The organism is Pseudomonas sp. GV085, from assembly GCF_003050925.1.
Classification (GTDB): domain Bacteria; phylum Pseudomonadota; class Gammaproteobacteria; order Pseudomonadales; family Pseudomonadaceae; genus Aquipseudomonas.
The window spans coordinates 289,767-310,907 of sequence record NZ_QAOV01000007.1 but is presented as its reverse complement, the minus strand read 5'-3'; the positions used below and the strand labels follow the sequence as shown (position 1 = coordinate 310,907).

Sequence of the window (21,141 nt, the reverse complement as noted above, 5' to 3'; positions counted from 1 at the left end):
CCCTGAGTGCGAGGAATTTAGCTGGCCGCGTTGAAGCTCCGATTAAACTCAACGACGTCACGATGAGAGGGATTTTTGGCGAATAGTGCAGGGAGTTGCGCATTGAATGCCTCTCGCTTCTGCGCTGCGGCTCCTTTAATAGCAACATTCAATGCCGGGCGCATCTCATCTGCGGTGTAGTCGCAGCAGTACGCTGGCGTGCAGGGTTGTTGACGCCATGAGTCCTCCAGGCTGCCGCTGTCGACCGGCTCGAATCCAACCTCATCGACAAGTTGCATCACAAGACGCTTGTGATTTGCATCGTCACCGGCAATGGCGACTCCCAGGCGGCCTTCCGCGCCTTTTGGCTTACCAAGATTCTCTAGTGAATAAGCCAGAATATTGTTGAAGGCTTTGATCACGGGGCGGCCAAGCTGCTCGCTGACCCACACGCTCTCCGTTTGACCATTTTCCAGTGCGGCGATGCGCTCATCTCTCAGGCCTGGGTAGTAGTTACTGGTGTCGAGCACTGGAACCGAGGATGGCAGTGCGGCCAGCAGGCTCTTTGGGAGAGTCGCCATAGCCGGCTGGGGAATGGAAATAATCACAGCATCGGCGCCGTCGCAGACATCTTTCAAGTCACAAGGAACGGCACCTGCTTCCTTGGCAAAGGCGCTCACCGACTCTTTTCCCCGAGAGTTGGCCACACTGACTTCGTGGCCAGCAGTGACAAGCCTGCGGGCAAGGGTTGCGCCGATAGATCCAATACCAATGATCGCAATTTTCATGATGCCTCCGGGATTCAAAGTCCGGGTACGTTATTATCGATACTGCAATATCCGCAAGAACCGACGTTTTTGTCTGTAACCCACCAAAAGGTAAGTATCAATGGAGCGCGAGTGGGAGTGTGAGAACCCTTTGCGACGGCAGGCCTGGTCTGCCGCTATCAACGCTACGCTTCGCGTTCTGGAGGGGAAGTGGAAAATTGTGATCATCAATGAGCTGATGGCCGCTAAAGGCCGGCCGCTTCGCTTCTCCGAATTGGAAAAGCTCATTCCCGATGTCACGCAGAAGATGCTCATTCAGCAGTTGAAAGGGCTCCAGCAGGACGACATCATTCAGCGCACCGTATACCCCGAGGTACCGCCGCGAGTGGAATACGCGCTGACGGCGCTTGGTCACGCACTCGGCCCGGCTATGACAGCCCTTATAGACTGGGCTGAGCTTCGTTACCTGCACGACGCCAAGCGCATGGAAACTACTTAGCGACGATGGACTTGCGCAAGCTGATCCGTCATGTTCGATCACTCAAACATCAGCTCGTTTGACGCCTCATTGGCTGAAGCTTGTGATCGCTAGGAAAAGTCGTTGAAAATGTTCGATTCGTGACTATAAAACCAATCGGTCACAAGTTGTCAGTCTTCGATTGGGTGAGTAAGCTGTGCTCATGAATCAGCCATCGATATCCTCATCTTCGCCCAGCCTCCGTGGCCCAGCCGATCACGACATTCGAGACCAGATTGTCGCGGCGGCCAATGAACATTTCAGTCAGTACGGCTACGGCAAAACCACGGTTTCCGACCTGGCCAAGGCCATCGGGTTTTCAAAGGCCTACATCTACAAATTTTTTGATTCCAAGCAGGCGATCGGTGAAGCCATCTGCGCAAATTGTCTGGCAGAAATCGTCGCGACTGTGGAGCAGGCTATCAATGTGGAAGACCTGTCGCCGACGGAGCGCTTTCGACGCTTGGTCAAGACGGTGATCGCCACAGGTGTGAATCTGTTCTTCAACGATCGAAAACTCTATGACATTGCAGCGTTCGCGGCGTCGGAAAGCTGGCCCAGTACGCAGGCTTATGACGCACAGATCAAACGCTTCGTGTCGCAAATAGTGCGAGAAGGGCGAGAGATTGGTGAATTTGAACGCAAGACTCCGCTGGACGAGACAGTAGAAGCGATACATCTCGCGCTGCGACCATTCGTCAACCCTTTGCTGCTGCAGTACAACCTCGATTTCGTCGAGCAAGCGCCCACGCTCACCTCCAGCCTCATCTTGCGTAGCCTCATGCCTTGACCTTCGGCTAAACGGTCACGGCATACTCGCGTCAGCACCAGATTATCAAAACGGCTTCTCACTTTGCCCTTCTTCCCATCCGTCGAAGGGCATTTTATTTATCTGCTTTGTGACTATTGACTGAATTGGTCACATGAATAAATATGGGGATCCGTCGCTTCTACTGCTTCATCTCAGTGATACCCATAGAGTTCAAACAATGAAAACAATATTGCTCAAGAGCCCATTGGGCCTTGCTGTCGTGCTCGCTTCCTCAAACGTTTTTGCCAGCGGCTTCGCTCTCAATGAACAAAGCATCAGCGGGATGGGATCCGGGTTTGCCGGTCGCTCCTCCTCCGCTGAAGATGCGAGCACGGTCTTCGGTAATCCCGCGGGAATGTCTCGCTTGAAAAGAGAGCAGATCAGCGTGGGGGCGGCGACGCTTTTCGCCAAGTCCGACATAAGCCAGACCCGCAGTACCTTCGGCGGCCAGGAAGACGGCGACATGGTGCCAACCACCACGGTACCTATGGGTTACTACGTCAAACCTGTCGATGAGCATTGGGCGTTTGGTGTGGGTTTTTATGTACCTTTCGGTCTGATGACTGACTATGGCAGCGGTTATGCCGGGCGTTACTACGCCAACAAAAGCGAGGTCACGACTTTTACGTTCCAGCCCACCATCAGCTATGCCTTTAACGACAAGGTTTCGATCGGGTTCGGTCCGACCATCAACCGTATCAGCGGTGAGCTGTCCGGTATGGTGCCCAACCCACTCAGCCCTGGTCGCAACGACGGAAAACTCAAAAGCACTGGCGACGACACGGCCCTCGGTTTCAACGCCGGTATCCTGGTGCAGGCTACAGACCGAACCCGTTTGGGCATGACCTACCATTCCAAAGTCAGTTATCAACTGGATGCCAAGACCAAGGTCACTGACGGCATCTTTAGCGTGTTGGGGGTCAGCGGCCGGAGTTATGACGCTTCGCTGGATGTGAATACACCAGAGTCAGTGGATTTCTCGGTGACTCATCAGTTTGATAACGACTGGACCCTCTACTTGGGGAGCACCTGGACTCGCTGGAGTCGCTTCAAGGAGCTGACCATCGAGAACACAGGTTTACCCCCTGCGTTGAGCGGCGCGCTGGGCACCATTACCGAAGAACAGAATTGGCACGATACCTGGGCACACGCTATCGGTACGGCGTATCAACTGAACAACCAATGGGTACTTCGCGCAGGTTTTTCGGTTGATCAGTCGCCCACCAACAACACCAACCGGGGACCACGCATTCCTACAGGCGACCGGAAGGTTGTCAGCTTCGGTGCTGGCTGGACTCCGGCGGACAACGTCACGATCGATGTTGCTTATTCCTACCTGTGGGAGGAGAGCGTGCAGGTCAACGAAACCTCGCCGACCAGAGGTGCATACAGTGCCAGATACAAGAACAGTGCGAGCGGGCTCGGTACTTCTGTCAGTTACCGTTTCTAGTTGAGTGCTGTTACGCGATAACTGTCCGGTCGGGAGCACGCGTTGCCTTCTGACCTTTAGGAGCACATCTGCTACGTCACCTGATCAGGTCATCGTGTCGCAACAGGCTGGGCTTCAGGCGGTTGCCAGCCACCACCTAGCGACTTGAATGCCGCAACCGCCGCTCGTGCCGATTCCGTTCGTGCTTGGGCTCGGGCATCAGAAGCCTGCAGCAGCGTCTCGTCAGCGTGCAGGACATCGATCAGGCTGGCCGTGCCTTTCTCATAGGCAATGAACGACGATTGGCGAGCTTGTGTCAGAGACGCCTCTCCAGCGGTGAGGATGGTTGCTTGAGCTTCCCGATTCACCAGTGAGGACAACGCGTTCTCGACATCCTCGGTGGCGCGCAGCACTGACTGACGGTAAGCGGCCAGGGTTTCGGCTTCCTGTCCCTTGGCCTGGTCGATTTGGGCGTTTATGCGACCGAAGTCGAAGAGTCTCCAGCGCAGTCCCAATACGCCCGCCGACTGGCTGGCGCCGCCGGTAAAAAGGTTGCCTGCGGATACGGCCGTGGCACTGCCCAGCAATGCGCTAAGGGAGAATTTCGGGTAGTACTCGGCAATCGCCTCGCCGATGCGTGCGTTTGAGGCTGCAAGACGGCGCTCAGCCACAATGAGATCCGGCCTGCGGCGCAGCAAATCGGCCGGCGTTCCCATCGCCTTTATCTGCGGCGCTACAGGAATGCTCCCCGCACTTGCCAGTTGCGTGCGGTGAGTGCCTGGCGGCGTGCCGAGCATGACATCCAGCGCATTCATGGCAGCATCCAGACCGGTCTGCAGGACCGGCACTGTCGCTTGGACCTGCGATAGCTCCCCCTCGGTCTGGCGAACCTGATAATTGGCGGCGAGCCCCTTGCTGTAGAGCAATTGGACTTTCTCTAACAAATCCTGCTGCGTTTTGACTTGCCGATTCGCAATGTCCAGCCGGGACTGCAGTCCGCGGATAGTGATGTAGATATCAGCGGTCTGCGCGGCGATGGCCAGTCGTGTGGCAGCGACGCCCGCCCGGGAAGCCTGGTACTCGGCCAGAGCAGCCTCGCGTCCACGGCGCAATCCGCCAAAGACATCTGCCTCCCAGCTGGCATCGAGGTTGGCCTCGTAGGAACTTGCGTACCGATCATTGCCAGGCGTTGAGTTCAATACCTGGCCGAGCGGCGTCTCGATTGACTGGTAGGAGCGCGCGGCCTGTGCGCTGATGTTCCCTGAGGGGAGTAAAGCGGCATTTGCAGCACCTAGTCCGGCCCGCGCCTGCGTGACTCGGGCCGAAGCTTGCGCCAGGTCCAGATTCTGCTCGAGCGCCTTGGAGATGAAGTCGGATAGCACTGGATCACCAAAGCCTTCCCACCAGGCGACAAGGCTGGTCGGCGTTGCTCCACGCCGCTGTTCGACAGAAGGCTGACCCAAGTAACGATCCGAAAGCGGAGCGTCTGGACGATGGTAGTCCGGACCGACCGCGCAACCTGCCAATAAGCCGGTGCAGACCAAAAGAGCAATGGGGCGGAGGGGAGGCATTGAGAGTCCTTCAACAGAGGATGTTTGTGACCATATTACGCAATAGTCACACTCTGTCAATTGAAGTGATTTGAGCAAATTCTTGGCTTTGCTCAATGAAAATTGCGATTTCTGTGTTGGGCTTGAGAAGCTGGATGTTTCATGGCTGGTGACTATTGACACTTATGGTCACTCGATTGAGAATATGACGCTCGTCCTATTTTCAAGTGAAGGGAACCTATGCGCCGGCTTCGACCTTTCCCCATTGCCGCTTGCTTGTTGCCTCTCGTCCTGACGGCATGTGGCGACTCATCCACCGTTGAGGATCCACGCACGCATGCCCCTTTGGTGAGGTCCGCTGCTGTTCAGGCTTCGTCCGACGTCTCGCGCTCTTTCACGGGTGTTGTGGTGGCCCGCGTCCAGGGCGACCTTGGCTTTCGGGTATCAGGCAAGGTGCTTGAGCGTCTTGTTGACACCGGTCAGACCGTTAAACGTGGTCAGCCACTCATGCGCCTTGACCCAATCGACCTGGGGTTGCAGGCGCGAGCACAGCAAGAGTCAGTCATAGCCGCTCGGGCCCGAGCCAAACAGACAGCAGATGACGAGGCGCGATACCGCAGTCTGGTCGCCGCAGGCGCTATTTCCGCATCGGCCTATGACCAGATCAAAGCCGCAGCGGATACCGCAAAGGCGCAGCTTGGCGCCGCTGAAGCGCAGGCTGATGTAGCCCGCAATGCTTCTGGTTATGCGGAGCTGTTGGCGGATTCCGACGGCGTGGTGGTGGAGACGCTCGCCGAGCCCGGACAAGTCGTCAGCCCGGGACAGCCCGTGGTTCGGTTGGCGCGGGCAGGGCAGCGCGAAGCGATCGTGCACTTGCCCGAGACGTTGCGCCCCGCAGCAGGATCCACCGCGCAGGCGACGCTTTATGGCAATGCCGCGGATGCTGTTACAGCGAAGCTGAGGCTGCTTTCTGACTCGGCCGACCGAATGACACGTACCTTCGAGGCGCGGTATGTGCTTGAGGGCGCGCTGGCCAATGCACCGATAGGTTCGACCGTCACGCTTCGGATCGCTGAAGGCACCCCGCAAGGGCAGGGGCTGCAAGTACCGATCGCTGCCGTTTATGACCCAGGCCAAGGCGCTGGCGTGTGGGTCATCGCCGGTACGCCGGCGAAGGTGGCCTGGCGACCTGTCCAAGTCCTGGGCTTGAGCGACGACACAGTGCGAGTCGCGGGCGACCTCAAGGTCGGCGAACAGATCGTAGCGTTAGGCGCACATCTGCTGCGCGAAGGTGAAGAGGTGAGATTGTCTCAACAGGATGACGTCAAGTTTGCCGGGGGTCGTCCATGAGCGAGGGGCGCTTCAATCTTTCCGCGATCGCCGTTCGTGAGCGCTCTGTCACGGTGTTTCTGATCTTCCTGATTGCCGTTGCGGGCATCCTGGCGTTCTTTCAGCTGGGGCGTGCGGAAGATCCTCCGTTTACGGTCAAGCAGTTGACGGTCATTACCGCGTGGCCGGGCGCCACGGCGCAGGAGATGCAGGATCAGGTAGCAGAGCCACTTGAAAAACGCCTGCAAGAACTGAAATGGTACGACCGCACGGAAACCTACACCCGTCCTGGCCTTGCTTTCACGATGGTGTCACTGCTCGATAGTACGCCGCCCTCGCAAGTGCAGGAGGAGTTCTATCAGGCGCGGAAAAAACTCGACGACGAGGCCAGGAAGCTGCCGGCGGGTGTCATCGGGCCAATGGTCAACGACGAGTTTTCGGACGTGACATTTGCGCTTTTCGCCCTGAAAGCCAAAGGCGAGCCGCAGCGACTGTTGGTGCGTGATGCGGAGTCGTTGCGCCAACAACTGTTGCATGTGCCGGGCGTGAAGAAGGTCAACATTATTGGGGAGCAGCCCGAACGTATCTTTGTTTCCTTTTCCCATGATCGGTTGGCCACCTTGGGTGTATCTCCTCAGGACATCTTTGCCGCGCTGAATAATCAAAACGTGCTCACGCCCGCAGGTTCGATCGAAACCAATGGGCCACAGGTCTTTCTCCGGCTGGATGGCGCCTTCGATAAGGTGCAGAAGATTCGTGACACGCCCATTGCGGTTCAGGGGCGCACGCTCAAGCTCGCCGACGTGGCGACGATCGAACGTGGGTATGAAGATCCGGCAACCTTTCTCGTGCGCAATAACGGTGAAGAAGCCTTGTTGCTGGGGGTCGTGATGCGTGAGGGCTGGAACGGCCTTGACCTCGGCAAGGCGCTGGACGCGGAGACGGTCAGGATAAATGAAGGCATGCCATTGGGCATGACGCTCTCCAAGGTCACCGATCAATCTGTGAATATCGGTTCGGCCGTCGGCGAGTTCATGGTCAAATTCTTCGTCGCGCTGCTTGTGGTGATGCTTGTCTGCTTTCTCAGTATGGGCTGGCGGGTAGGCGTTGTGGTCGCTGCGGCTGTGCCGTTGACGTTGGCCGTGGTGTTTGTGGTGATGGCGGCCACTGGAAAGAACTTTGACCGTATTACCCTCGGCTCGTTGATTCTGGCGCTCGGACTGCTGGTGGACGACGCCATCATCGCTATCGAAATGATGGTGGTGAAAATGGAAGAGGGCTACGACCGCATCAAAGCCTCCGCGTACGCCTGGAGTCATACGGCCGCGCCGATGCTTTCCGGTACGCTGGTGACGGCTATCGGCTTCATGCCCAACGGCTTCGCGCAATCGACGGCCGGCGAGTACACCAGCAACATGTTCTGGATCGTGGGCATTGCCCTGATTGCCTCCTGGGTGGTTGCGGTCGCTTTTACCCCGTACCTGGGGGTGAAGCTGTTGCCGGACATCAAGAAAGTCGAGGGTGGTCATGCGGCCATCTACAACACCCCTAATTACAACCGCTTCCGCCAGGTTTTGACGCGAGTCATCGCTCGCAAATGGCTGGTGGCCGGCACTGTCATCGCTGCGTTTGTCGTGGCGATCCTCGGCATGAGCCTGGTCAAGAAGCAGTTCTTCCCGACCTCGGACCGTCCCGAGGTATTGATTGAAGTGCAAATGCCTTATGGGGCCTCCATTGAGCAGACCAGCGCGACCACCGCCAGGATAGAGGCCTGGCTGCAAAAGCAGGATGAGGCAAAGATCGTCACGGCCTATATCGGGCAAGGCGCGCCGCGCTTCTATCTGGCAATGGCGCCGGAACTCCCTGATCCGTCGTTCGCGAAGATTGTGGTGCTGACGGACAGCCAGGAGGCGCGCGAGGCCCTCAAGTTCCGTATCCGCGAAGCGACGGCTGAGGGACTTGCCCCGCAAGCGCGGGTCAGGGTGACCCAGCTTGTGTTTGGTCCGTACTCGCCATTCCCTGTTGCCTACCGGGTGATGGGACCTGATCCGTCAAAGTTGCGCGAGATTGCGGGCCAGGTACAGGACGTGTTGCAGTCGAGCCCGATGATGAGAACCGTCAACACCGATTGGGGACCGCTGACGCCGACGCTGCATTTTGCTCTGGATCAGGATCGCCTGGAGGCGGTGGGGTTGACGTCGAATTCAGTCGCGCAGCAATTGCAGTTCCTGCTGGCCGGAGTACCGATCACCGCGGTTCGTGAGGACATTCGTTCGGTGCAGGTGGTTGGTCGCGCAGCGGGTGATATCCGGCTCGATCCCGCCAGGATAGAAGGCTTTACGCTGGTAGGTGCGGCGGGTCAGCGGATTCCGTTGTCTCAGGTGGGCGCGGTCGATGTGCGTATGGAGGATCCGGTCCTGCGGCGTCGTGACCGCACGCCGACCATCACCGTGCGTGGCGACATTGCCGAAGGCTTGCAGCCGCCAGATGTATCGAGCGTGATCATGAAGGAGCTGCAGCCGGTCATCGACAAGCTGCCTGGTGGATACCGGATCGAGCAGGCGGGTGCAATCGAGGAGTCGGGCAAGGCCGGTAAAGCGATGTTGCCATTATTCCCGATCATGATTGCCATGACGCTGCTGGTCATCATTGTGCAGGTCCGTTCGATCTCGGCGATGATCATGGTGTTCCTCACCTCGCCACTGGGGTTGATTGGCGTGGTGCCGACACTGCTCATCTTCCAGCAGCCGTTTGGTATCAACGCTCTGGTCGGCCTGATCGCCCTTTCGGGCATTTTGATGCGCAATACGCTGATTCTGATTGGGCAAATCCATCACAACGCGCAAGAAGGGCTGGACCCGTTTCACGCAGTGGTCGAAGCCACGGTACAACGTGCCCGCCCGGTACTGCTGACAGCGCTTGCGGCCATCCTGGCATTCATTCCGCTGACACACTCCGTCTTCTGGGGGACGCTGGCCTACACGCTGATCGGAGGCACCTTCGTCGGAACCATCATGACGCTGGTGTTCCTGCCAGCGATGTACGCCATCTGGTTCAAGATCCGTCCTGACCATACGGGTCAAACTGAAGCAGCGAATAAGCAGGCAAGCCTGGTGGACAGGGCGCCACCCCGTCCTCTCGCCGCTCACCAGACACTGTAGGAGCAGCCGGTCGACGCTCGATTGCTCGCGATGGACTCAAGAGCGCCGCGTTTAGCCAGTAAATTCGCGCTATCGTTAACGACCATCGCGAGCAGGCTCGCTCCTACACGGAACAGCATTACGCCAGAAGGCGGGTTTTTCGGGGGGGGGGCATAGGTGCGCAACCTGAGCGCTGTCTTATGAATAAGTACTAATTTATGATGCCGCATTGATAAATCTGGAAACGGCATCATGAGTACACGTTCCGACCTCCTGACCAGCGCTGAGATTCTGTTGCGTACCAAGGGCTACGCAGCCTTCAGTTATGCCGATCTGGCGGAAGACATCGGTATCAAGAAGGCGAGTATTCACCACCACTTTCCCACCAAGGAAAGTCTGGCGATTGCCATCGTTGAGAGTTATCTGTTCCGGTTCAAGATTCAGCTGGAATGCATCAATGATGAAAATACCGGCATTATCGATCGGCTCAATGCCTTCGCCTTGATGTTCGCACAAAGCAGTAAAAACGCGATGCTTCCACTCTGCGGCGCTCTGGCGGCGGAATTGCTGGCTTTGCCTGAAAGCCTGAAGGAATTGACGCGGGACTTTTTCGAAATCCATCTCAATTGGCTTCAGGCCAATATCGCACTGGGCCAAGCGGCAGGGGAACTCAAAGCCGAGCTGGACGGCGTGAAGGTTGCCAGGTTCATCTTGAATACGTTGGAAGGCGGCAGCTTTGTATCCTGGGCGCTGAACGACAATTACGAACAGTCTTCCGGATTTGATTTCATTTTAGATGGACTTCGGGTTACCGAAACGCATCACTGAGGTTCGACCGGCCTTTTTCTGCGTCATGAAACGACCGATTCTGCCCCTGCTGGCTCGGTCCGCTTTCCCGCCCCGTAAGTGGTTTCAACCACTTGGCTCACACTCTCTGAATTCTTTTTGCGCGCACTCAATCTGACGAGCGGACGCCTGGTCTCGCATTTGGGTTGCGGATACCTGCCCATGTCTAAACTTGCGGTGTGTGACCCGCAGATATCCCTGTTCAGAAAACGCTGTCGAAGCTGTTTTTTGGACGATGGGTTATAAGAAGAATAATCTGTTGATAGACAACCTACTAGTTGGTAGGCTTGTTTCTCTTTCGGGCCGAACGCCCGGTCCATCCGAAGAGGAACGAACACATGAGCAACAACCTGAATGGTATCGATGTCGCCGCACTCCAGCAGTTTGCCCAAGGCGTTGCTGAGGATGCGACCAAGCGCCACGCGAGCTTCAACGTCAAAACTCAGTGGCAAGGCCAGACTCGCTCTGTGGCCAAAGTCAATCGCTACAGCCTGGCCGGTGAAACCTATTCGCGGGATTTCGAAATCGTCGCCGATGAGCCTGATGAATTGCTGGGCCAAAACACTGCGCCTAATCCTCAAGAGCTGCTGATGGCCGCTCTCAACGCCTGCATGTCGGTCGGTTATGCCGCCAACGCCGCGATGATGGGTATCAAGATTCACAGCCTGGAAATCGAAACGGACGGCACCCTCGACCTGCGAGGCTTTCTTGGCCTCGACGAGAGCGTCAACCCAGGTTACGACGAAGTGAGTGTGGTGATTCGACTGCACACCGACGCCTCCCGTGAGCGCGTTGAAGAGCTGCACAACGTGGTGCTCAAAACCTCGGTCAACTACGCCAACTTCTCGAAAGCCATCCGCATGGTGCCAACCCTCGAAGTGCGTGAGGGCTGATTCGCTCGTTTCAAAGAGATTCAAATCTTGCGTGCACCAGCAGGCAGGCAACCGCCTTGGTGCCGACCCTGATTGGTTCTGGATAACCGGAGTCTGCAATGAACGATTTTTTCAAAGGTAAAAAACTGCTGGTTGTCGGTGGCACCAGTGGCATGGGCCTGGAAACGGCCCGCATGGTGCTCAAGGCAGGCGGCAGCGTAGTGCTCACCGGCAGCAAGCAAGACAAGGCCGATGCGGTGCGTAACGAGCTGAGCCCGCTGGGCCCTGTGTCGGTGATTGTCGCCAACCTGATGACTGAAGAGGGCATGAATTTCGTTCGCAAGGAAATCAATGCCAACCATCGCGATATCAGCCTGATGGTGAACTCCGCCGGGATCTTTATTCCCAAGCCGTTCACCGAGCACGATGAGGCCGAGTACGACATGTACCTGTCTCTCAATCGTGCAACCTTCTTCATCACTCAGACCGTGGTCAAGAACATGCTGGCCGCCAAGCTTGAAGGGGCAATTGTCAACGTCGGCTCCATCGGTGCACAGGCCGCATTGGCAGGTTCGCCAGCCTCTGCCTACTCCATGGCAAAGGCAGGTTTGCATGCGCTGACACGCAACCTGGCAATTGAGTTGGCTCACTCGGGAATTCGGGTCAACGCTGTCTCGCCAGGGATCGTTCACACCTCGATCTATGAAGGGTTCATGGACAAAGAGGCGATCCCGGAAGCGATGAAGTCGCTGAACGATTTCCACCCGTTGGGACGAGTCGGCGTTCCCGAAGATGTCGCCAACACCATCCTGTTCCTGCTGTCGGACAAGGCGTCCTGGGTGACCGGCGCAATCTGGGACGTGGATGCTGGAATTATGGCTGTCCGGGCCTGATGGTAGGAGCGAGCTTGCTCGCGATGGTCGTTAACGATAACGCGTATTGACTGGCTAAACGCGGCGCTCTTGAGTCCATCGCGAGCAAGCTCGCTCCTACAACGTCCTTAACTGAACAACATTACCCATCGCGGGAGCCTTCACACCTTCACTCAGTACAGGTGAAAGCAGGCTGAACGCTGGTAACGCGGTCTTGATTTCTTTGGGTACAGGACGAGTCATGCAAACTTCTTCGAAAAAATATGCAGTGGATATCTGGTCTGATTTTGTTTGCCCTTGGTGCTGGATAGCCAAGCGTCGATTCGAGCGGGCGCTCGATAAATTTGCTGAAAAAGACAATGTACAAATCAACGTCAGGGCCTATCGTCTGGCGGCGAATCACGCGCCAGAGCCTATGATCGCTGCCCTTGAACGCAAGCTCGGCAATCCGGATTCCGCTGTCGCGATGATGAACACCGTCAGTAAATATGGCCGGGCCGATGGGCTTGATTACCACTTTGACAGCATGCTGTTTGGCGATACCGCAGATGCCCATGTACTGGTCAAGGCAGTTGCGGACGACGCCGTTAAAAAACGCTTGGTCGAGGCGCTGTATGAGCAAAGCACCTCCCATGGTCAGTCGCTGTTTGATCGTGGCAGCCTGGAGGCCATAGCCAGGGCTGTAGGTGTTTCGGACGCGTCAATCCAACGGGCGTGGTCATCCGCTGAATTGCACGTAGAGATGGAGGAGGACGAACATATCGCCGCGCAACTGGGTTCGGGCGTGCCTTTGTTTGTATTCGACAATGCCTTCTCATTGTCCGGTGCTCAGCCTGAGGCTGCTTTTCTTGAAGCGCTGAACAAGATGCAGGAGAAGTCGAAAGTCGAAGATGACGCATTCAGCAGTCAAGTCTGCGGTATGGATGGCTGCAAAATTTGATCGACAGAAGCGGTGCGGCACCGGGTTGTGCCGCCTTTCATCCATATTGAGAGCGAGATCCAAATGAGCCGTATCGTTGAGTTGAGTGCTCGGCAGTTCGCCCGCTTTGTGGCCAAAGGCAGCAGCGTCGTGCTGTTTTCAGCGTCCTGGTGCAAGCCTTGTCAGGAGATGAAGCCGGTCTTTCATGCTTTGGAAGAAAAGCTTCACTCCCTGGCGGCTTTTGCAAAGATTGATGTGGCGGTGTCGCCGACGATCGCGCAAATGTACGGTATCCGGGCGGTGCCATCCCTGGCGGTGTTCCATGAGGGGCGGCTGCTGCGGGTCATGCCTGGATCCCGTTCAGTTGGAGCCATGAAAAAAGCCATTCTTGCGGAGTTGGAAGAGGCGATTTAACCGGACCTCTTATCTGCGCTGCTGGCAGATCAGGACGCTCTACGATGAAACCACTTATTTGAATGCCTTGAGGACGCGTGGCGCCCGGATCTGATCGAACCCTGGCGCCTAATCCGAGCTATGTACGACTACGAGCAACTCTGCTTGCTCGTCAGAAACCGTGCGCAAACGGTGAGATTTCTGCGCATTGAAATGCAGGGCGTCGCCTTCATCCAGGGTCTGCCGTTCGTTACCGAAATCGACCTCGACACGGCCACGAACCACGTAGATGAACTCCTCTCCCAGGTGCTCCTTGAAGGCGGACTGGCCAAACGAGCGTGGCGGATAGACCAGAAATGGCAACAATGCCCGATGGCCAATATGGCGCGCCAGCGGTACGTGAGCCGCTGGTACACCGCCTTCATTGGCCTCGCGCTGCTGGCGTCGCACCAGGCTGTAGCCTTCGGCGGGCACAGCTTCGGTGCTGAACAACTCTTCGGCTTGGGCATTCAATGCCTTGGCCAGTTTGAGCGCCACCGCAATGGAGGGCGAACTCACACCTCGCTCCACCTTCGACAGGTAGCTCTTGGTCAATCCGGTTTGCCCGGCCAGCTGCTCCAGGGTTATCCCCATCTTCTTACGCAAAATTCTCAGCTGTACCGCCATCCAACGCTGTTCCTTGAAAAATAATGACACTTGGCTTGATTATGACACAAGGTGTCATTAGGATCACTCTGTGTCCTTGAGGGTCGTTGCAGCGACTCCTTGGCAACTTGAACTGTTTTCGACCAGGTGCTGACCGTGACCACGACCATGCAGACCCCGAAGGATCAACTCGTCACCCTCGCTGAGAAGCAAATGGTGACTGCGCTGATCGATAACGAATATACCCCGAGACAGAAGCTTGCACTCACCTGCCGAATTCTTTTTGACGGCGGCCATGATTCAGGGCTGGCCGGGCAGATCACCGCCCGTGCCGAAACGCCGGGCACCTATTATACCCAGCGCCTGGGCCTGGGCTTTGACGAGATTTGCGGGTCGAACCTGCTGGTGGTCGATGAAGACCTCAAGGTGCTTAAGGGTCAAGGCATGGCGAACCCTGCCAATCGCTTTCACAGCTGGCTCTACCGGGCCCGCCCGGACGTGAATTGCATCATCCATACGCACCCACTGCACAGCGCCACGCTGTCGATGCTGGAAGTTCCGCTCGCGGTTTCCCATATGGACATCTGCCCGCTTTTCGACGACTGCGCCTTTCTCAAGGATTGGCCAGGTGTCCCGGTGGGCAATGAAGAAGGCGAGATTATTTCCAAGGCTATCGGTGACAAGCGCGCCATCTTGCTCTCCCACCATGGCTTGCTGATTGCGGGTGGTTCGATTGAAGAGGCCTGCGTGCTGGCGCTGTTGTTCGAACGTGCGGCCAGGATGCAATTGTTGGCCATGAGCGCAGGGGAGATTCGCCCCATTCCTGAAGCGTTAGGCAAAGAAGCTCACGACTGGATCTCCACCCCGAAACGTCACGGTGCTGCATTCAACTACTACGCACGGCGCGCACTGCGTGCCCATGGCGACTGCCTGGCCTGATCGTACTTCCACTCATTCATAGAAACGGCAAAGGTGCCTGTATGTCTACTTCTGTAATTCGCGGCGTTATCGGCTACACCATCACTCCATTCGCAGTCGACGGCTCACTGGATCTGGTCGCTTTGGGGCAATCCATCGATAGGCTGAGCGCTTCCGGCGTGCATGCCATCGCCCCTCTGGGGAGTACCGGAGAGGGGGCTTATCTTTCCGATAGCGAATGGGAGTCGGTTGTCCGCTTCAGCCAGGAACAGATTGCTGGTCGAGTTCCGACTGTAGTCAGCGTTTCAGACCTGACCACTGCCCGTACCGTACAGCGTGCCCAACTGGCTGAATCTTGTGGTGCCACGGCTGTGATGGTGCTTGCGGTCTCTTACTGGAAGCTGACTGATACTGAAATCGTCGATCATTTCAAGGCTGTAGGTGCAGCCATCAACATCCCGATCATGCTCTACAACAACCCAGGCACCAGCGGCACTGACCTGTCGGTCGATCTGATCCTGCGCATTCTGAGCGAAGTGAAGAATGTCACCATGGTCAAGGAAAGCACTGGCGACATTCAACGCATGCACCGCCTGTTCAAGGCAACAGATGGCAAGGTGGCCTTCTACAACGGCTGCAACCCGTTGGCCCTGGAGGCCTTGGTTGCCGGTGCCACGGGTTGGTGTACCGCCGCCCCCAACCTCATTCCCGAGCTGAACCTGGCGCTCTGGGATGCCGTGCAGTGTGGAAAGCTGGAAGTAGCCCGTACGCTGTTTTATCGACAGTACGAAATGCTGGAATACATCACTCGTCGTGGCCTGCCGACCACTATCAAGGCAGGTTTGAAGATGCAGGGGCTTGACGTCGGCGGCCCCCGCCTTCCACTTCAGCCGCTCGATACTCAAGGTTGCATCTTCCTGAAAGGGCTGCTGGACGAGTTGGCATCGTAGTCGCTGGTCGACGCAGCGTATGAGGTGCTCGCTGCCTACAGGGCAGCGAGCGTTGTTATTTTGGTGATTGCGCAAGCGCGATCACCATAGACCTGAATATCTGGAAGCCGAGGGTAAAACGTTGAAAGTCCATTTCGTGATGCACGAGTCCTTCGAAGCACCCGGTGCATTTGAGGACTGGGTAAACGCTCGCGGTTATCAAGCCACCTATTCCCGCGTCTACCAACATGATGTCCTGCCAGATACCGCAGAATCGTTCGACCTTCTGGTGGTGTTGGGTGGCCCGCAAGATCCGGCGACTACGCTGGAGCAATGCCCGCATTTCAATGCCTTGGCCGAGCGGGAACTCATTGGCAAAGCCATCTCGGCCCGGCGGGCTGTGGTTGGGGTTTGTCTGGGGTCGCAATTGATCGGGGAAGCACTGGGTGCCACGTTCAACCACAGCCCCGAAAAGGAAATTGGAAAATTCCCGATTTACCTAACCCAAGAGGGGTTGGCTAATCCGAAGTTTTCGCACTTCGGGGAAACCCTGGAAGTCGGCCATTGGCACAACGACATGCCGGGGCTCACCCTGGACGCCAGGGTGATTGCGTACAGCCAGGGCTGCCCGCGCCAAATCGTTGAATACAACCCACTGGTGTACGGCTTTCAATGCCATATGGAACTCACCAAAGACGTCGTGGAACTGCTGATCCAGGCATCGGAGGCGGAACTGATAACGCTCACTGACCGGCGTTTTGTTCAGCAACCCGCCGTGTTGCGGGCTAACGATTACGATGAGATGAACCAGAAGCTATTCGTATTTCTGGACAAGCTCGTTGCCGATTACCAGGCCGAGTAACGACTCAAGACAACGTCGCTGTTTGGGAGGCAGTGGCGTTTGTGTGCCAGCTACGACAGGCCGCTATATTGAGTCGTTCTCTGCCGGTCATGGCCGTGCAAATAATCAGGTTTTGGCTGCAACGTATTCCGGGTAGTCGGTGTAACCCTTGGCAATGCGATCACTGACACCGTAGTAAGTCGCGCGGTCACCCTCTGCCAGTGGCCAACCATTTTGCATACGCGCGACCAGGTCAGGGTTGGCAATGTAGGCCGTACCGAAGGCGATCAAATCGAGTTCACCTTTAACCAGTTCCGACTCAGCGAGGGCTTGGTTAAACCCACCGGCGGCCATCAAGGTGCCCTTGTAGGCTTCACGGAACGCGGCGCCGAACCCCGGCGGCGTTTCAGCGGCGACGATGGTCGGTTGGTAGTTCAGGTGGACGTAGGCCAGTTCGCGTTCATTCAGCGCTGCCGCCATGCTCATCCAGGTTTGTGCTTCACCTTCGTACACACCAAAGTCATACAGGCGGCCAAACGGCGAGAACCGTACGCCAATCTTCGAGCCGCCGATTTCGGCAGAAATCGCGTCAATGGTTTCCAGCAGAAAGCGCTGGCGATTGGCGATCGAGCCACCGTACTGGTCGGTACGGGTGTTCAAGGCGCTGCTGAGGAACTGATCGAACAGGAACCCGTTGGCGGCCATGATTTCAACACCGTCAAAACCGGCCTCCATCGCCATACGCGCAGACTTCACAAAGTCAGCGATGACACGTTTCACTTCATCCGTTTCCAGCGCACGGGGCACGCTGGGTTGCACAGGACCGGATTCGCCAGGCTCGATCCAGGCATATACCGTGGTATCGACCGCCGGCTGAGTACCCGAAGAAACCGGAACCAGGCCATGCACCGAAATATGGGACATACGGCCAACGTGCCATAACTGCGCGAAGATCTTCCCGCCCTTGGCGTGCACCGCGTCGGTGACCTGGCGCCAGCCTGGCAAGTGTTCGTCGGCATAAATACCTGGGGTGTACAGGTAGCCGCGGGCTTCGTCGGAAATCGGCAGGCCTTCGGTGATCAGCAGACCAGCAGAAGCACGCTGTGCGTAATACAGCGCGGTGAACCCGTCAGGGATGTTGTCGAGGGTCCGGGTGCGGGTCATGGGGGCCATGACGACCCGGTTTTTCAGCGCAGTACCGGACAGATCGTAAGGGGTGAGCAGCTTATTCATGATGAGTCTCGAAGTCGTTGACAGGTTGAAAGTCAGCGTTTGATTTACGACTTATCGAATGCGTCCAGCACATGTGTGCTGTACACCAACGCGGCACCGGCGTTCATGTTGATTGCCACGCCCAGTGCTTCGGCGACTTCTTCACTGGTGACGCCAAGTTTCCTGGCTTCGGCGGCGTGGAAGGCGATGCAACCGTCGCAGCGGGTGGTCACGGCCACGGCGAGGGAGATCAGTTCCCGGGTCTTCGCGTCCAGGTGATTGGTCTTGCCACCGGCAGCGCCGAGCGCCGCCATGCCTTTCATTGTTTCCGGAGACAGGCCGTTTAGTTCTACCAGGCGAGTATTGATGTCTTTGCGGGTTTGCTTCCAATCTTGCATGGGATTCTCACAGGGATGGTGTTGATTGCAGTTATTTAAAACTTGCTAATAAACTACCATCCAGTTGGTAGGCAAACAAAGTGCTCGTGCTGATGTTCACTATCAACGCAATTTCGCTTGACCTGCAAGCGCTTGCGGCGCGCATCGGGGGAGGACAACGATGGGGTAGTTGCCGAATGAGGTCAGTCCTTCCCGGCCATCAGGTTTGACGTATCTCAGGCGCCAGCCTTTGCGGCCATGGGTTGGACTGGAAGGTAAAGGCCGTCGCCGTCGAAAAGGTTGTAGGCGCGGTCGGTGGGCTTGGCCGAACGGCAAGCGGCGTCGGAGAGTGGGGCAGTAGTGCGCGACATAAGGGTGCTCCCTTTTATCGAACTGACCTTTATCCCAGGCTCTACCCTTGAAACGGCTGGTACCCACCGGGATTCCACGGAACGCCAAAACGAAAAAACCCGCCTGAGAAGGCGGGTTTTTCGGTGGTTTCAGAGGTTTTGGAAGCCTTCTCTGGAACCTTGTATGGCTCCACGACCTGGACTCGAATAGGTAAGTAAGTATTTGTTTTATAATAAAATTATTCTTGTTTATAAAGTATATATCCCTACGATTATCCTAATCTAGCCCGTATTTTATTGGCATTCTTTCGATACCCCATTAGCACACGGCAGCAGTAAGTCTAGAGGTGGCGTACGCAGGCAATTCTGTGCTGGATCAGGAAAACACATCCAAGTGACTGCTTTTGACCGATTGTGTTGAAAAAGTCGACCCGGCCCGGCTATCCATGCATTAAGAGGTGAAAGCGCCTTTTTTCACGCAGCTACGTCAAATCTGAGTCCTGAACGTTCTGTATAAAACACAAATTTCAATCTCAGACGCATACTTTACTGCTGTGGAAACAGAAGCCAACTTTTTCAACACAATCGGCCGATAGCTGTCTTTCGCCAATGGCCACAACCCAGAGTGTATAAAAATATCAGATTGGGTTTTCAATATCGACGCTAGGAGACCGTGCTAACGTTTCGTATTAAATGCGTAACGATACATTAGCATTAATACGCTGGATGAAAGGCCCGAGAATGACGAAGACACACGTTCCCCACCGGGATAAAAATTTCGTGAAACTTGGCTGAGCTGTAAACATGAAGCCACGGTTGACAACGAAATATACGAGAGGTGCTGAAATGGGAGTGCGTCGAAGTCCGTCATTATTTTCCTCTCAAGACAATTTAGATAGAGAATCGAAAGTGCTTTTCTGTTGGTGATGAAACAATAGTTGTCTCTTCTTGAAGTGGGTGGATTAAATGCATGCGGCTTTAGTTATTAGTTACTCTGTGAGTAGAGCCTGGTTGTTGATTTTTGAATTTCTAGAGCGATGTAGTGCGTAATAAATACCGCCAGCGACACTGAAGCCGGCAAGCCATGAGAGATCTATACCACTCATTGCCATAGCGATCGGCCCTTGCATTGACTCGATAGTTCCAACTTGGAAAAGCCAAGCCGCAACGACGCCAAATGCCAACGAAATAATTCCCCGCCAGTTGACATCCCCATAATGACTTGTGGAGTGATGACAATAGAGAGAGTTGACATCAATATCTCCACGGCGAAGCATGAAAAAATCGACAAGTGTTATTCCTGCCCATGGGCTAATCCACACAACGAAGAAAATCATCATGTTTTCAAACGCATGGACAAGCTCTCCGGACTGAACGAACAGGTAGAGAATGAACAAGGCCACAATGCCAGAGATAATTGAGACAATCCAACGTGGCACACGCATATCGAGAGAAAGCGTTGCTAGCGCTGCGGAGTAAATGACAACGATGTTGGTAGCGATTGGGCCGTGAAGCAGAACCAGCAGAACAGGAAGAGCCATCACGCCAAACACTGCGATGATCAGTTGGGCGGGGTCAGAACCACCACCAGCAGAGGCAATTGCAGCCCCTAGGAATGCCAGCCATACCGTTGGCACGAACATGCCCAGAAAAGTTGAGCGGAAGACCTGACGGTCAGTGAGCTTGGTCTGCGTAAAACGAGTGTAGTCCGATGCATACACCAACCACGAGATACCCCATCCAATCCCGATAGCCGTCATGAGGCTGCTCATCGCTGAGAGTTTGCTGATTCCTTGGATTGTCGACTGTTGCCAGCGTACGTCTACGTGCGTAAAGGCTAATGCGGTCATCACCACCATGATTAGCAGGATGAAAGGCATCGAGTAGCGCTCGAAGTATTTGATGGCGTTGAACCCCCAAGCCGCGATTCCTACTTGGATGAACATGACTACTAGAGCAATACCAAATTTCAACTCCATTCCACCTCTGATATCCATGCGTTCAAGAGCAGCAACCGCCAGATCCAATACAATCCAAGTATTCATCGCAACCCAGCCCATCGGCATGAGCACTTGCATGACCGTCGGGAGATATGCTCCTCGACGACCAAATGCGAGACGAGAAAGAACCATCTGTGGCACACCAGTACGATGCCCCATTATGCACATTGCTCCAAACAGCGCACTTCCCAAAAGATTGCCAAGTAAGATCACAACTAAAGTTTCAACTAGACTAAGACCTGACTGAATCCCAATAGCACCCAGAATCCAGTTAATGGGTGCAACGTTCGCTCCAGCCCATATCCAGAATTGATCCAGTTGACTCGAAGTTCGATATTTGTCAGGAACTTTCTCAATTCCCGAGGCGTCATAATGCGACTTAGCAGTTGTACTAAACTCAGTGGCACGATTTGCTGACATTTTTATTTTCCTCGCTGGTCGGCAA

19 protein-coding genes and 1 pseudogene are annotated in these 21,141 nt (G+C 55.8%); 13 read left to right on the top strand and 7 right to left on the bottom strand.

Annotated elements, in window-relative coordinates:
• Positions 1-17: 17 nt before the first annotated feature.
• Positions 18-767, bottom strand: a complete 750-nt coding sequence (locus tag C8K63_RS17380; protein ID WP_108217823.1) for an NADPH-dependent F420 reductase — start codon at positions 765-767, stop codon at positions 18-20.
• A gap of 100 nt (positions 768-867) precedes the next feature.
• Between C8K63_RS17380 and C8K63_RS17375 the strand changes: the two genes are divergently transcribed.
• The 3 genes from C8K63_RS17375 to C8K63_RS17365 all read left to right on the top strand — a co-directional run bounded on the left by C8K63_RS17375 (position 868) and on the right by C8K63_RS17365 (position 3,524).
• Positions 868-1,245, top strand: coding sequence for a helix-turn-helix domain-containing protein (locus C8K63_RS17375; protein ID WP_108217822.1), 378 nt, complete (start codon positions 868-870; stop codon positions 1,243-1,245).
• Positions 1,246-1,426: 181 nt separating this feature from the next.
• The gene (locus C8K63_RS17370; RefSeq protein ID WP_108217821.1) at positions 1,427-2,053 is read left to right on the top strand and encodes a TetR/AcrR family transcriptional regulator; all 627 of its coding nucleotides are present in this window, start codon (positions 1,427-1,429) and stop codon (positions 2,051-2,053) included.
• A gap of 199 nt (positions 2,054-2,252) precedes the next feature.
• Entirely contained in the window at positions 2,253-3,524 is a 1,272-nt protein-coding gene (locus C8K63_RS17365) for an OmpP1/FadL family transporter (protein ID WP_108217820.1), read from the top strand.
• Positions 3,525-3,613: 89 nt separating this feature from the next.
• On the opposite strand, the gene C8K63_RS17360 is transcribed toward C8K63_RS17365, so the two are convergent.
• A complete protein-coding gene (locus C8K63_RS17360) occupies positions 3,614-5,074 on the bottom strand; it encodes an efflux transporter outer membrane subunit (RefSeq protein WP_108217819.1) in 1,461 nt (486 codons plus the stop codon).
• Positions 5,075-5,293: 219 nt separating this feature from the next.
• On the opposite strand from C8K63_RS17360, the gene C8K63_RS17355 reads away from it, so the two are divergent.
• From C8K63_RS17355 to C8K63_RS17315, 7 genes are all read left to right on the top strand, one after another.
• Positions 5,294-6,403, top strand: coding sequence for an efflux RND transporter periplasmic adaptor subunit (locus C8K63_RS17355; RefSeq protein WP_108217818.1), 1,110 nt, complete (start codon positions 5,294-5,296; stop codon positions 6,401-6,403).
• A complete protein-coding gene (locus tag C8K63_RS17350) occupies positions 6,400-9,543 on the top strand; it encodes an efflux RND transporter permease subunit (protein WP_108217817.1) in 3,144 nt (1,047 codons plus the stop codon). The genes C8K63_RS17355 and C8K63_RS17350 overlap by 4 nt, the downstream gene beginning before the upstream one ends.
• Positions 9,544-9,774: 231 nt before the next feature.
• The gene (locus C8K63_RS17340) at positions 9,775-10,350 is read left to right on the top strand and encodes a TetR/AcrR family transcriptional regulator (RefSeq protein ID WP_108217815.1); all 576 of its coding nucleotides are present in this window, start codon (positions 9,775-9,777) and stop codon (positions 10,348-10,350) included.
• A gap of 356 nt (positions 10,351-10,706) precedes the next feature.
• Positions 10,707-11,261, top strand: a complete 555-nt coding sequence (locus C8K63_RS17335; protein WP_108217814.1) for an OsmC family protein — start codon at positions 10,707-10,709, stop codon at positions 11,259-11,261.
• A 98-nt stretch (positions 11,262-11,359) separates the two neighbouring features.
• Positions 11,360-12,133, top strand: a complete 774-nt coding sequence (locus tag C8K63_RS17330) for an SDR family NAD(P)-dependent oxidoreductase (protein ID WP_108217813.1) — start codon at positions 11,360-11,362, stop codon at positions 12,131-12,133.
• A 220-nt stretch (positions 12,134-12,353) separates the two neighbouring features.
• Positions 12,354-13,052: a DsbA family oxidoreductase gene (locus C8K63_RS17320; protein ID WP_108217812.1), complete on the top strand. Its 699-nt coding sequence runs from the start codon at positions 12,354-12,356 to the stop codon at positions 13,050-13,052.
• A gap of 63 nt (positions 13,053-13,115) precedes the next feature.
• Positions 13,116-13,445 carry a co-chaperone YbbN gene (locus tag C8K63_RS17315; RefSeq protein WP_108217811.1) on the top strand — a complete coding sequence of 110 codons (330 nt, stop codon included), beginning with the start codon at positions 13,116-13,118 and terminating at the stop codon, positions 13,443-13,445.
• 108 nt (positions 13,446-13,553) lie between these two features.
• Here C8K63_RS17315 and C8K63_RS17310 read toward each other — a convergent pair whose 3' ends face one another.
• Positions 13,554-14,090, bottom strand: coding sequence for a helix-turn-helix domain-containing protein (locus C8K63_RS17310; protein ID WP_108217810.1), 537 nt, complete (start codon positions 14,088-14,090; stop codon positions 13,554-13,556).
• Positions 14,091-14,225: 135 nt separating this feature from the next.
• Between C8K63_RS17310 and C8K63_RS17305 the strand changes: the two genes are divergently transcribed.
• From C8K63_RS17305 to C8K63_RS17295, 3 genes are all read left to right on the top strand, one after another.
• Positions 14,226-15,008 carry an aldolase gene (locus tag C8K63_RS17305; protein ID WP_108217841.1) on the top strand — a complete coding sequence of 261 codons (783 nt, stop codon included), beginning with the start codon at positions 14,226-14,228 and terminating at the stop codon, positions 15,006-15,008.
• Between the two features lie 41 nt (positions 15,009-15,049).
• The gene (locus C8K63_RS17300; RefSeq protein ID WP_108217809.1) at positions 15,050-15,937 is read left to right on the top strand and encodes a dihydrodipicolinate synthase family protein; all 888 of its coding nucleotides are present in this window, start codon (positions 15,050-15,052) and stop codon (positions 15,935-15,937) included.
• Positions 15,938-16,004: 67 nt separating this feature from the next.
• On the top strand, positions 16,005-16,778 hold the full coding sequence (locus tag C8K63_RS17295) for a type 1 glutamine amidotransferase (RefSeq protein ID WP_256594967.1): 774 nt from the start codon (positions 16,005-16,007) through the stop codon (positions 16,776-16,778).
• Between the two features lie 105 nt (positions 16,779-16,883).
• On the opposite strand, the gene C8K63_RS17290 is transcribed toward C8K63_RS17295, so the two are convergent.
• The 4 genes and pseudogenes from C8K63_RS17290 to C8K63_RS17275 form a co-directional block, all read right to left on the bottom strand.
• Entirely contained in the window at positions 16,884-17,990 is a 1,107-nt protein-coding gene (locus tag C8K63_RS17290; protein WP_108217807.1) for an alkene reductase, read from the bottom strand.
• Between the two features lie 44 nt (positions 17,991-18,034).
• A complete protein-coding gene (locus C8K63_RS17285; RefSeq protein WP_108217806.1) occupies positions 18,035-18,367 on the bottom strand; it encodes a carboxymuconolactone decarboxylase family protein in 333 nt (110 codons plus the stop codon).
• Between the two features lie 101 nt (positions 18,368-18,468).
• Positions 18,469-18,717, bottom strand: a pseudogene (locus tag C8K63_RS17280) (integrase arm-type DNA-binding domain-containing protein); the annotation flags it as partial.
• A gap of 968 nt (positions 18,718-19,685) precedes the next feature.
• Positions 19,686-21,116 carry a cytosine permease gene (locus tag C8K63_RS17275; RefSeq protein WP_046026921.1) on the bottom strand — a complete coding sequence of 477 codons (1,431 nt, stop codon included), beginning with the start codon at positions 21,114-21,116 and terminating at the stop codon, positions 19,686-19,688.
• Between the last annotated feature and the right edge of the window lie 25 nt (positions 21,117-21,141).